Origin of the sequence: Methylobacter tundripaludum (assembly GCF_002934365.1) — a bacterium.
GTDB lineage: Bacteria > Pseudomonadota > Gammaproteobacteria > Methylococcales > Methylomonadaceae > Methylobacter_A > Methylobacter_A tundripaludum_A.
In genome coordinates, this window is record NZ_PTIY01000005.1 from 191,126 (window position 1) to 204,043 (window position 12,918).

General features: G+C 49.6%; 9 protein-coding genes and 2 pseudogenes. 2 read left to right on the forward strand and 9 right to left on the reverse strand.

What is annotated here, in order from left to right; translation table 11 throughout:
* Nucleotides 1–7 precede the first annotated feature (7 nt).
* The 5 genes from rlmD to B0F88_RS08085 all read right to left on the reverse strand — a co-directional run bounded on the left by rlmD (nucleotide 8) and on the right by B0F88_RS08085 (nucleotide 7,671).
* Nucleotides 8–1,342 (reverse strand): 23S rRNA (uracil(1939)-C(5))-methyltransferase RlmD, encoded by a 1,335-nt coding sequence (gene rlmD / locus B0F88_RS08065; protein WP_104423433.1) that lies wholly within the window; start codon nucleotides 1,340–1,342, stop codon nucleotides 8–10.
* A gap of 2 nt (nucleotides 1,343–1,344) precedes the next feature.
* Entirely contained in the window at nucleotides 1,345–1,932 is a 588-nt protein-coding gene (locus B0F88_RS08070; protein WP_104423434.1) for a YdbL family protein, read from the reverse strand.
* A 512-nt stretch (nucleotides 1,933–2,444) separates the two neighbouring features.
* Nucleotides 2,445–3,935: a TolC family protein gene (locus B0F88_RS08075; RefSeq protein WP_104423435.1), complete on the reverse strand. Its 1,491-nt coding sequence runs from the start codon at nucleotides 3,933–3,935 to the stop codon at nucleotides 2,445–2,447.
* A gap of 110 nt (nucleotides 3,936–4,045) precedes the next feature.
* A complete protein-coding gene (locus tag B0F88_RS08080; RefSeq protein WP_104423436.1) occupies nucleotides 4,046–6,193 on the reverse strand; it encodes a peptidase domain-containing ABC transporter in 2,148 nt (715 codons plus the stop codon).
* Between the two features lie 47 nt (nucleotides 6,194–6,240).
* Nucleotides 6,241–7,671: a calcium-binding protein gene (locus B0F88_RS08085; RefSeq protein WP_146083333.1), complete on the reverse strand. Its 1,431-nt coding sequence runs from the start codon at nucleotides 7,669–7,671 to the stop codon at nucleotides 6,241–6,243.
* A 141-nt stretch (nucleotides 7,672–7,812) separates the two neighbouring features.
* Here B0F88_RS08085 and B0F88_RS08090 point away from each other — a divergent pair.
* Together B0F88_RS08090 and B0F88_RS08095 are read left to right on the forward strand one after the other, a co-directional pair.
* Nucleotides 7,813–8,956, forward strand: a pseudogene (locus B0F88_RS08090) (IS3 family transposase); the annotation flags it as partial.
* Between the two features lie 661 nt (nucleotides 8,957–9,617).
* Nucleotides 9,618–10,296 (forward strand): annotated as a pseudogene (locus B0F88_RS08095) (IS1 family transposase).
* Nucleotides 10,297–10,317: 21 nt separating this feature from the next.
* Here the strand turns inward: B0F88_RS08095 and B0F88_RS08100 are convergent.
* The 4 genes from B0F88_RS08100 to B0F88_RS08115 form a co-directional block, all read right to left on the reverse strand.
* Nucleotides 10,318–10,515 carry a (2Fe-2S)-binding protein gene (locus B0F88_RS08100; RefSeq protein ID WP_104423438.1) on the reverse strand — a complete coding sequence of 66 codons (198 nt, stop codon included), beginning with the start codon at nucleotides 10,513–10,515 and terminating at the stop codon, nucleotides 10,318–10,320.
* A gap of 156 nt (nucleotides 10,516–10,671) precedes the next feature.
* Nucleotides 10,672–11,139: a bacterioferritin gene (gene bfr, locus B0F88_RS08105; protein WP_104423439.1), complete on the reverse strand. Its 468-nt coding sequence runs from the start codon at nucleotides 11,137–11,139 to the stop codon at nucleotides 10,672–10,674.
* A 16-nt stretch (nucleotides 11,140–11,155) separates the two neighbouring features.
* The gene (gene bfr, locus B0F88_RS08110; RefSeq protein WP_104423440.1) at nucleotides 11,156–11,635 is read right to left on the reverse strand and encodes a bacterioferritin; all 480 of its coding nucleotides are present in this window, start codon (nucleotides 11,633–11,635) and stop codon (nucleotides 11,156–11,158) included.
* A 350-nt stretch (nucleotides 11,636–11,985) separates the two neighbouring features.
* Nucleotides 11,986–12,852 (reverse strand): ion transporter, encoded by an 867-nt coding sequence (locus B0F88_RS08115; RefSeq protein WP_104423441.1) that lies wholly within the window; start codon nucleotides 12,850–12,852, stop codon nucleotides 11,986–11,988.
* Nucleotides 12,853–12,918: the final 66 nt, after the last annotated feature.

A 12,918-nucleotide genomic window follows, 5' to 3' on the forward strand; every position in this document is an offset into this window, starting at 1 on the left:
CTGTTCTTTATTTCTCAAATAAAGCTATCGACTCCACATGCCCCGTTTGCGGAAACATATCCATCACCCCGGCCTTAATCAGTTTATAGCCCAATTCATTAACCAGAATACCCGCATCACGGGCGAGCGTCGACGGATTACAGGACACATAAACAATCTGCTCGGGCTGCCATTTTTTAAAATGATGCAAGACCTCGGAAGCCCCGGCCCTGGAGGGATCGAGCATGATTTTGTTGTATTTACGGTTAGCCCAGGGCTGATCGCTAATATCCTTGCTCAAATCGGCCGCATAAAATTCAACATTCTCTATGCCGTTGTGGCGGGCGTTTTCTTTGGCGTGATTAACCAGAGGTTGATCGCCTTCGACGCCGACCACGCGACCTGCAAATTTCGCCATCGGCAGGGTAAAGTTGCCCAGGCCGCAAAACAAATCCAGCACCGAGTCGTTTTCATTCAACGCCAGCGTTTCCAGCACCCGGTTGATCATTTGCCTGTTAATCTCATAATTAACCTGAGTGAACATGGCCGGTTTGAATTTAAACTCCAAGCCCAGATCCGGCAGCGCATAAGTCGGTATGACTTCCGGCTCGCCATCCAGCGGCACGATCGTATCCGGGCCTTTGGATTGCAGACACACCGATATGCCGTGCCGATGACCAAACTCGCGCATTCGCTCCTTATCGGCAGCGGTCGGCGGCTCCAGCACCCGAAACGACAACACGCATTGCTGATCGCCGATAGCCACTTCGATCTGCGGAATTTTATCTCTAATGGTCAAACCCCCGATCATTTCCGACAAGGCCATCAGCCGGGTGCCGACAATAGGATTCATCACCACGCAACTTTCAATCTCAGCTAAGTAAGGATGCCGCCTTTCCCTGAAACCGACCAACACCCGGTTCTTTTTCTCGACATACTTAACGCCCATCCTCGCTTTGCTGCGATACCCCCAATGCGGGCCTTCCAGCGGCTGCCAAAGCTCCGGTATTTCGGTCTTACCGATGCGCTTGAACTGATCGACCAGCAAATCCTGCTTGATTCGAATTTGCGCGGCCGATTCCACATGCTGAAAACTGCAACCGCCGCACACGCCGTAATGCGCGCACAACGCATCGACCCGGTCGGCCGCGCGGCTTAACAGCTTGACGACCTTGCCTTCCGCATAATCCTTGCGGCTTTCGGTATAAACGAACTCCACTTTTTCGCCCGGCAAGGCCTCATCAATAAATATCACCTTGCCATCGACATGCGCCACGCCGCGCCCATCATGAGCCAACGATTCAATCGTGACTTTAACCGGCTCTGCCGGTAACGGTTTTTTAACTCTTCTTCTATTTGCCATGTTTACTTTTGTTTCCAGCTTCCCGAGGATTGATACCACCAGCCTGCCTGGGCATTAGTTACCCAACGGCCGGCAAAAGTTGATTTGATTTGCGCCGCCCAATCGGGATGACCGTTGGCATTGGCAATCGCCTGATAAAGGCTTTGCCGGTCGGCATTTTCCGCAGCGACCAATTTATTGACCTGATTCCTGTCTTTAAGCGGCACGCTTTCAATATCCCTGACCGCGAGCAAACCATCCGCCTGTATGCCGATAAAACCTGCCGCATATAAAGGTTGAAGACTGGCAAAGCGGCCTTCCATCGTGGCGCGCAACTGCCTGATCTCGGCGCTATCGATCGCCAGATCAGCCTCATCGGCTTGCGCGGACGAAACCACCGTATTGATCGCGGTATCAATGATCCGATACATACCTACCTGCCAATCCGGCAAACCGGCCTTAGGCTTGGGTTCCGTTTTTTGCGGGGTGATGCCTTGAATGTCTTTGATGATTTCATCTGCGGCTTTTTCGGCGGCAGCGGCAGGGAAATAAATGTTGATGGTGACACAGGCAGTCAACAATAACGCGCTTAATACTGATATTTTTCTCATAACGCTCTCCAAACTATTCAATAATTACTGGTCTGATGCCGACTAACCGCTCCATCAATAAATTCAAGTCAACAGGGGGATTATAGCCGATCGCATCGATTCGCGGCAGACTGACGCAGATGATAAAAAAATGAGGATAAAAAAAGGGAAACGGACTCTAATCAAGAGAACTGGCAGCAGGACTCATGCTCACTTTTCGTTCCTTGCTATTAGCTTTGATAAAACCCGGTTTCCATAAAAAAGCACGATGCGTTCGCCTTTGTCCGAAGCGATATATAGCAATCCAAGAAAAAATATTACGATTAATCCGGGCCTACGCAGGACAAACCTGCCCCCCATAAAACAATGAGCTCAAGTTTTGCATTGTGCATTCTTGGCTCGTTTCTCTATTTAGGCGAAAAAACGGGGATAAACGTTGTCGCCGTTCACATCAATCTGATACAAACCGGCTCTGCTGGCGGCATAGAGGAATTCTGTAATCACGTCTAAAGCATCGGACCTAACCCAATACGCTATCTGAACACTTTATTCGAATGTTCCGATAACAATTCAGGCGGGTTGCCCATATCCGTAAGCACCTGATGATTTATCCCGAGCAACGCCGCCGCGAATTCATCGGGACGTAAAACGAGATAGGCATTCCACGCGGCGAGCTTTGCATCCGATAACAATTCATCAGTGGCCTCTTGCTCCTTGGACAGGCTGATTTGCGCCTTGGACACTGCATCAAGATCCGCATAGCCGTCTTTAAATAACTGGCTTGTTTGCTGAAACGTTAAACGTGTTTGGGCGGTTTGTAACTGGCTGGATTTTGCGGACAGCTCTGTCTGGGTTTTGGCATTCAACACCGTTCGAAGCCTGGTTTCGGCATCGATCAACGCTTGTCGATAGAGCGCCTCGGTTTTCAGCACATCGGCATGCGCTGTTTCGACAGCCGCATATTCCGAAGTAAAAGGTCCCAAGGGTTGCTGAAGCACGACGCCGAAACGGTAACTATTTGCCGAAGTTGAACCGATAGCCGCATCGACACTATTCGGGTCCTGTCCCAGCCAATCATAGCGTCCGGTCATGGCAACGGTGGGATAAAAACTTGCTCGTGTCTGCTCAAGCTTATGCCGTGCCATCGTCACCCGCTCTTTTGCGGCTTTTACGCCCGGGTCATCCTGGACAATCAACTCAAGCTCGTCATCATTCAAGTTCATCTGTTCCACCTCAGGAATAGGCGTCTCAAGCCGAAAAACATGTCCGGCGGGAAGGCGCAATCCCAGCGTTCTTGCCAACACCGCAGACTTATCAAACAAGGTCTGGCAAACCTGAAACATGCCTTGCTCGCTTTTGGCAAAGGTTACTTTCTCCCGGCTTAATGCGATGTGATTATCAACACCTTCCCCATACCTTTTTTCGGTCCGCTGCAACACACCGCGCAACAATTCGCTCATCTCGGCTTGGTGCAAAAGCGCCGTTTGCGCTTTGAATAAATCGTTATAGGCGATCAATACGGTGCTTAAGGTTTCATTAGTCTGCCTGACAAGATCGTTCTCACTGGCCTGGACGCCCGCTTTCGCACTGCGGTAGCCGGCCAAATCTTTACCGCCGTTAAAGAGATTCCAGTTAGCATTCAACGAAGCATAACTGGAATACTGGCTTCGCTGTCCGCCCACAACGGACGATCCTACGGAGGTGGTTTGAGCCGATGGATTTTGGGTGACAAAACGCTCCCCTTGCATAGAAACACTGGCCGTGGGCAGAAACGGCGTTACTGCCGCCAACACCTGCGTATTGGCTTTTTTTAACTCCAGCTCAGCTATCAAAACCTGAGGATGCTCAGACATCGCAACGACAACCGCTTCCGCCAGGGAAAGCGGCTTAAATGTCGTTCCCGAACGACAAGATGGAGTTTCGCGAGCCTCCGCCTTAGGCAGTTGAGCATCCGCTGAAACCACCGGAACGGAAACACCGATCCACACTACACAAACAAAACAGCGCAACGCTTTATTCATCATATTCGATTGTTGTATTTAATGACTGGATTAACAAGATACTTCAGTTGACCGGTTCCGCTCCGGTACTTTCAAAGCAAGCTTTGAACTCCGACGACCCAAATCAGGTTTAGTTACGCTTGAGTTAACCGCACCACCTCATCCACCTTTAGGCTCGCGGGTAGTTGATGCGTAATGAACAGCATGGTGACTTTGCCTTTCAGCTGATTGACGGTGGCTGCAAAATGCTCCGCAGTGGCGCTGTCCAGGCTGCTAGTCGCTTCGTCGAACAACAAAATCTTAGGCCGCTTGAGCAAAGCACGGGCAATCGCCAACCGCTGTTTCTGTCCGCCTGACAGACCGACCCCGCGTTCGCCGATAACGGTCTGGTAGCCTTCCGGCAGCTTCTCAACGGCCTCGTGAATTTCCGCCAATTTGCAAGCCTGCACCACTTGATCGAAGGTGGTGTGCGGATTGGAAAAAATAAGGTTTTCATAGAGGGTGCCGGAGAACAGGACGGTTTCCTGCGGCACCACGCCAAAGTGATGCCGCAGTTCATTGGCGGAAAAGTGGCGGATGTCGTGGTCGTCGATATGAATGCTGCCTTCGCTGGGCAGATAGAAGCCCAGCATCAGTTTGGCAAGCGTACTCTTACCGGAACCGGACGGCCCCATCAGGGCAATGCATTGGCCCGGCAAAATGCTCATATTAAAGTTTTGGTACAGGTAAGGGAGATTCTCGGCATAACGAAAACCCAGATTGCGAATTTCCACCTTACCTTGTCCGCCCCCTTCCCTTGCCGGCTTCAACGAATACGGCTCGGTAGGGGCATGCATCACATCGCCCAAGCGCTTGACCGCAATGTTGGCCTGCTGGAATTGCTGCCATAATCCGACCATCCGCAACACCGGCTGAGAAAGCCGCCCGGCAAACATCTGGAAGGCCACCAGCATGCCGATGGTAAAATCCTGAGTCGTCATCGCCAACCAAGCGCCAAGACACAAAATCGTCATCGTCATCATCTGCTCCAGGGTATTGGCGGCCACGTTGTAGCTGTTGGACAGTTGCCGTGCATTAAATCCGGCTTCCAGATAACCGGCTAAATATTCGCCGTAGCGCGACACCACCTGCGGTTCCATTTGCAGGGATTTGACCGTTTCCATGCCGGACACATATTCGGTAACGAACGATTGATTGCGCGCACCGAGCAAAAACTGTTGATTTAACCGCTCGCGCATCAAAGGGGTAATGGCCAGACTCAACAGCACGATCAGCAACAACATGGACAGTGCCGCCACCGAAAGCAACCAACTGTAATAGAACATGATCGCCAAATAGAACACCAGAAACGGCACATCCAGTATCAGCGTGACGGCCGCTCCGCTCAAGAACTCGCGGATGCTTTCGATACCCTGTAGACGCGCCACCAGCGTACCGGTCGATCGATGTTCGAAATAGCGCAGCGGCAACCTAAACAGGTGCGCGAATACCTGCGCACCCAACACCGAGTCGATGCGATTGCCGGTATGGGTCACCAGATACTGCCGCACCCAGCTCATCACCGCATTGAACACCAAGAAAATACCCATGCCGACTGCGATCACCACCAACGTACTCATCGTATGATGGACAATCACCTTGTCGATGACAGTCTGCGTAAACAACGGCGTAGCCAAGCCGACCAATTGCAAAGCCAGCGACGCCAGCAGCACGTCGCGCCAAACCTTCTTGTGCTTGAGCAATTCTGGCACGAACCAGCGGAAGCCGAACTCCTGGCCTTCATCCTCATCTCCCCCCTTACTTTTAGGTGCGGCAAACTGCAACACATGCCCGGCGCAACGTGCCGTGAATTCAGTCAGCGGAAGATGTTGCGGCTCCTGGCTACCCGGCTCAAAAAACAGCACCGTATCTTTTTCCAGCCGCACCAACAGAGCGAGACCGTGCGTTTCCAATTGTTGTTCAGCTTGCACATCGGGTTCACTTTGCTCTTTAGCAGGCTCTGGATCGATGACCGGGTTGAGTGCTGCAAAACACGGAAAGTTCAGGTGTTCGAAATCCGCTTCCCGTACCTTGCGCCAACGGCCTTTAAGTCCCAGTTCATGCAGGGCGTGTTGCAAGATTGCCGAGTTATAGGGCGAAGAGAACTGGCGCAACGCCATTGCCGCATCAAACGGCACACGATGCACTTGGCAGGCGCATTGCAATGCCCAGACAAAAGTTTCGGTACTGATCGGCAAGAGTTTTTTCTTGCCGTTCACCCTACGGTGCAGTGCGTCTCTCATCGTTCATGCCCTGCTTCACGTTTGTTGCTCCATTTCTCCGCCATCGTTTAGCTCAGCCTCGCTATGCCTTCGCTCAATCCGGCCAAGTCGTGCAAGAGTTGTGGATTTGCGCCGAAAGCGGGACTGCTCAGTACGTCTTGCGCCGCAGTCTGGCTAAAGCCGCTAAAGTTGCCGTTTTTGCCGTACTGATTAGCCAGATCGCCGCCCAACGCTTCGCTGTCGCCGGCGGACAGGTGTGCGGTGAGCAGGCTGTCGGTAGCGCTCCAGTGCATGAAGTTGGCGCTGCCACCGTTCGCTTGGTCGAAAGCGTTGACGATGGCGGTGAAATCGTAATTCTGGATTGATTTGTTCAGCAGCGGATCGCTTGACGCCGGATCGAATCCCGCCATGACATCGGCTATGACTTGTAGATTGAGGACGCTCTTGTGGTTGGCGGTGGTGTTGTACCAATCACTCAAGGTGATTTGATCGCTATTTCCCACCTCCAGAATCAGGTCGTTGCCCGATTTTGACAGGGCAAGGTCGGAATACTGGATACCGCCGCCCAAGCTCAAGGTGTTGTCGGTTCCAATTCCGCCATTAAGAATATCCTGACCGTCGTTACGATTGAACACAACAACATCCGCTCCGTCGCCGGTATTGATAATGTCGTTGCCTGCTCCGCCTGCAAACAATTCGTTACCCGCTACGCCGGTAAGCGTATCGACGCCCATGCCGCCGTCCAACAAATTTGTGCCTGCTGTGTCGTTCAAAATGTCGTTGCCATTCCCACCTTGTAGAATATCATTGCCTGCATTCCCGTTTAACACATCATTGCCATCGAGCCCGGCTAATGTATCGGCATAGTCCGTGCCGATAAGATTGTCACCACCAGTTGTGCCGACCATCTGGGTTAGCTGAGTCTTGGTTAGGCTTGTGCCGTCCGCAAACTGGAAATTTTCGATACGGTAGGTATCTGCACTCCACCAATTTTCTATCGTTATCTGATCCGTGTTCGCAGGATTTAATCGGTCTGTGAGTTTGAGTAGAAGGTTGTTTCCGTTTCGACCCGCATTGATGTCATTCGCCGTTATCCCGGCTCCAAACACCAGTTTGTCCAAACCGGCCACCCCGGAAGAGACATAGCTGTTGTCGTTGATGCTGTCCTGGCCGTCGCCCCGGTTGAACAGGTAGGTGTCGGCGCTGCCGCCACTGACCATGCGGTCGTTGCCGGTACCGCCGGTAAAGGTATTGGCGTAGCTGCTGTTGCTGCTGAGCACGTTGCTGGACTGAATCAGGTCGTTACCCGCACCGCCTTCTATCGTATTGCTGGTATAGCTGCCAAAGGTCACGGTGTCGTTGCCGTCGCCGCCGTAGATGATATTACCGCCAGCGGTAGCCGTGATGATGTCGTCTCCGCCCAAGCCGTAAAGGGCGCTGTTATCCCCAGGACCGGTCAGCGTGTCCGCCCCTTCGCTGCCGTAAATCTTTTTGCTCAACACTGTAAGCTGGGCGGTGCTCAGACTCGTACCATCGGCAAACTGGACGCTCTCTATCTGATACTGGCTTGAACTCTATAGTGGTCCCCGAAATCCAGACAGTAGTTTAAGCTATGCTCTGAGCTAAATTAGAGGCCGAAAATGAGTGAAAAGAAACGGAAGATTTTTACCGGAGCGCAAAAAGCCAAGGTTGCCTTAGAGGCCGTCAAAGGCATGAAGACGATCAATGAAATTGCTCAAGAACATGGGGTACACCCGAATCAGGTGAGCCAATGGAAAAAAGAGTTATTGGAAAATGCGGGCAGCCTGTTTGAAGGCAAGCGAGGGCCGAAACCGGCTAATACGGCAAGCGACCCGGACCGGTTATACGCCAAGATTGGACAATTGAACATGGAATTGGACTGGCTTAAAAAAAAGTCTGGGATCAGCCTTTAAATGACCGCCAGAGCTGGATAGAGCCAAATGCCCCTGTTGCGTTATCAACGCAATGCAGGCTTCTCAAGATCACACGCTCAGTGGTTTATGAGCAGAAAAAGCGCTTATTGAAAGAAACGAATGAGTGCGAACTCGTGTTATTACGCTTGCTGGATGAAGAGTACACAAGGCACCCGTTTTATGGCTCACGGCGCATGAAGCTTTACCTGAGTGAATGCGGCTATAGCGTCAATCGCAAGCGGGTGCAGCGATTGATGCAAACATTAGGCTTGGTCGGCATGTCCCCCGGCCCGAATACCAGTAAACCGCATCCGCAGCACAAAATTTATCCGTACCTGCTCCGTGGCGTTGACATTATTCGACCCAATCAGGTGTGGAGTACCGACGGCTGCCCCGCGGATTTGTTTATCTGGTGGCGATTATCGACTGGTACAGTCGGAAGATGTTGTCGTGGCGACTGTCGAACACCATGGATTCAGGGTTTTGCGGGGACTGTTTGGAAGAGGCCATCAAGCTGTACGGTACACCGACCATTTTCAATTCCGACCAAGGATCGCAATTCACCAGCGATGCCTTTACCGGCGTGTTGCTCAAGAACCGCATCACGATCAGTATGGATGGACGAGGCCGGGCATTGGATAATATTTTTGTCGAGCGGCTGTGGCGAACGGTGAAATATGAAGAAGTTTATTTAAAGCAGCACAGCAACATGCCGGATTTGTTGATGGGATTGGCGCAGTACTTCCAATTCTATAACCAGGAACGCTGGCATCAAGCGCTGGGGTACAAAACGCCGGATGACGTCTATAAATCGGCTAGGGGCGGCGGAGCAAAGATTGTCGATAAATTTAACGGTACGGATGAGGCATCAGCCTCCGTGCTGGAAAACTGGGACAGCGCCATTCCGCTGGAGTACGAACAGAGCTCTATCTTAAATTAAGGTATTTTTTGTCTGGACAATGGGGTCCACTTTACCTTTTTCTTTTCCGATTAGTGCCGATTGCACTTATGAGTTAAATCTAAGTAGCAATAATATAGACAAATATTGCTATGGGATCGGATTAATCTTGTTTTTTCATTCACTGTTTCTCATTGGGCTTTCCATCATCGTTCAATTCTCATTCCTCATCGGTTTTGATTAATCAATCGGATTGATATTCTGTCCTGCATTGTTATATTTGGCTGCTCGCTGATGTGGGTATTGGTGTTGCGGATTTCTGGCCTTTAAATCACTGAAAATTAATCTAGCTTTACAAGTAAGCCGACTAAAGCGAGATTTTGCCTTCCAACATGTTCAATGTCCATGCCTTTGTAAGGGTAATCAAATTTTTGTGATAATAATCAGATTTTTAGTAACTCTATCCCGATATAGCCCGTAAACATAACTGCCATTAGATTGGAATCGAAAATGGCGTTTATTTACTAAAAAGACGCCATACCCAAAAGGAGATTGACACTGTTAAAATAATATAGTCTATACTTATTCAATTTACATTGAATGGGAGCTATGTATGAATTGCCCAAAATGTGGTTCAGTTGACTGTACTAAAGATGGCATTATAAAAGAAAGACAGCGGTATAAGTGCAAATCATGCGGCTATAGACATACTGTCAGCTATTTAGGAATCAGTCCTGCCATCAAACGGCAAGCTCTCCAGCTTTACCTTGAAGGGCTTGGTTTTCGTTCAATTGGCCGGTTTCTGAAATGCAGTCATGTTGCTGTATATAACTGGATCAAGGCGCACGGCGAGTCAATTGAGTCAATTCGCTCTGCTGCGGGTGTTGATGTCGTCGAAATGATGAGATGCATACCTACATTGGTTCCAAAAAAACTATTACTGGATCTGGATTGCTGTTGATCGAAATGGGAAACGATTTCTCCACTGCGAAGTGGGTTCCCGCGACACAGAAACAGGGCGAAAGCTATGGGACGCCGTTAAAAATAAAGACATAACCCAGGTTATGAGTGACTACTGGAGCCCGTATGAGAAATTCGTTCCGAAGGAGTTGCATACTCAATCAAAAGCCGAAACTTATACGGTAGAAGGATATAACAGCTTGTTCAGACATTTTCTTGCTCGGTTACGCCGAAAGTCTAAATGCTATAGCAAAAGCCAAGACATGCTGAAATATTCTGTCATGCTTTTGATGTTGAAATGGAATGGCGAACTGGACGCTATACTTAATTAACAATGCCCTTTTTCGATGGGGTTAATTGCCTTCTGTTTGCAGATTTTCCAGAAAATCCTCGTTGGCGGCTTTTAGACACTTGCGCGCGCAACTGGCGCAAAGACCGCAGTCAATGCTCACTCCCAAATCGCGGCGTAAATCCCTGAGTGTTTTGGCTCCGTTTTTGGCGGCTTGATGAATCTCCCGATCCGTCACTGCTTGGCAAACGCATATATACATGAAATGAACTCCTCTATAGTGCAACAACATGCAATTATCAAGAAGCATTCTCATTTAGTTCTCAGCGTCTGTCAATACCTCTTTCGTTTTAATGATAAAAACCGCAACATAGGCTGCGGCTATTAGGCATATCGCATTAATATCTACGTCACCCAGCTATATATGTGACTGTAAATAATTAGGCAGGGTGACATCCTTTATCAGCGATTTCTGGGTTTCCAGCCAATCGATGGCTTGTTCGCATTGTTCCAGTAATTCCGTCAGCAAATCGCGGCTGACGTAATCCTGCAATTCCTCGCATAATGCCACGGCTTCTATTAACAGCGGCCGCTGCACATTTTTTTCGTATTCCAAATCGCCGTTTAAACATTCGACGACATTTTCACCGATCAACAGCTTGCCGAGATTTTGCAGATTGGGCAGGCCTTCCAAAAACAGGATGCGCTCAATCAGTTCATCGGCTTCCTTCATCACTCGAATTGATTGCTTGTACTGATAGTCGTTAAGTTTTTCCAGCCCCCAGTTACGGAACATACGGGCATGCAGGAAATACTGGTTGATCGAGGTCAGCTCGTTTTTGAGCACCTTGTTGAGAATTTCGATGATTTTTTTATTGCCTTTCATGTTGCAGTCCTCGCTCTTAAATGCCCGGTTTCATTTGACTTTGCTGATAATTTTCCAGACCCACCAGCCTGATCAGCTGCAATTGCCGCTCTAACCAATAAGCATGATCCATTTCCGTATCGTCCAGTTGCACGACCAGCATCTCCCGGGTCACATAATCTCCGGCTTTTTCGCAGGCGGCGATGGCTTTCTTCAGTTCGCCGACGACATGATATTCAACGTCCAGATCGGCTTTCAGCATTTCCGGCACCGTGCCGCCGATAGTCAAAACCTCGCGTTTAACTAAGTTGGGCTTGCCTTCGAGAAACAGAATGCGTTGAATCAAGGCGCGGGCGTGCAGTCGTTCATGCTCCGACTCGTGCAGGCTTTTTTCGGACAAATGGTTTAGGCCGAAATCGGCGTACATCTCGCCATGGATCAGGTACTGATCTGATGCGCTCAGCTCTCCGGCGAGCAGGCCGTTGAGAATTTCCAGAATTTTCTTGTCGCCTTTCATAATAACCCCCTCAATAAATTAAATGTGAACCCATCCGATAGCTTACGGCAAGTTGATAAGCCTTCACAGTGATTTTATCCCCTACAGCCTTGGCGTCAAACTAATCCTTACGATTGATAGTGATTTTTTTGAACACAGCTATTTGGAAGCTTGATTGCGCCGACTGAAAACAGGACGCGCCTGGAACATAATTTTGTCTACGCCAGACATCAAAAATATCCCGTTTAAATCAGAGTCTGTTTTGTAAAGAGAGCTTGAATTTCCTTAGCCCGTTCCAATAAAGTTAGTTGCGCGGCCGGGCAGCGCGCTTTTTTCCGCTGACGAAATAACCTGAGTAATATTATTTGCCGTCAAAAGTCATCCAACTGATGACCGCAATATTTGCAAAACGCCGCATCGAAATCGTGCCCGGTTTCTCCACAATCAGGGCAGGCATCGTTTCTTATTTTTCCCCGGCTATAGGTCTTAATCAATTCGGCGCTATAGATGCCGGTCGGCACGGCAATAATTCCGTAGCCGACAATCATGATGGTGGACGCCAGCAACTGGCCTAACGGCGTTTGCGGGGAAATGTCGCCATAACCGACCGTAGTCAAAGTCACAACGGCCCAATAAATCGACACCGGAATACTGGTGAAACCGGCCTCGCCGCTTTCGACCACATACATCAGCGAACCGAAAACAACCACCAACATTAAAATGGCATACAGAAACACTGTTATCTTGCGGGCGCTTTTGGTTAATGCCTCCACCATAATATGAGCTTCGGCTAAGTATTCCGATAATTTGAAAATACGAAAAATCCTAAGCAACCGCAGTACGCGTATGGCCATTAGCCCCTGTCCGCCGGGAATCAGGACAATCAAGTAAGTCGGTAAAATCGCCAACAAATCCACCATCCCGAAAAAACTTTTAGCATAGAGCCAGGGTCTTCGCACACTAATCAGGCGCAGGCCGTATTCAACGGTAAATAACACGGTAAAAATCCATTCGGCGCTATCCAATATCCGGGTGTACTGCCGGTGTATCGCATCAATGCTCTCCAGCATCACGACCGACACGCTGAGCATAATGCAAACACTCAAAACGGTATCGAACGCTTTTCCCTTGCGCGTTTCAGAACCAAAAATAATGTCATTCAGCGACTCCCGCCAGGGCGACAAGGATTCACCCTGGTTATAATGGGGCTTTATTTTTGCCGTTTTTCTCATGTTCATAACGCTATAACTTTATGTAGATATTCAAAGATTTTTTAACACGCAAGCAAATCGTTTCCCGTAGCA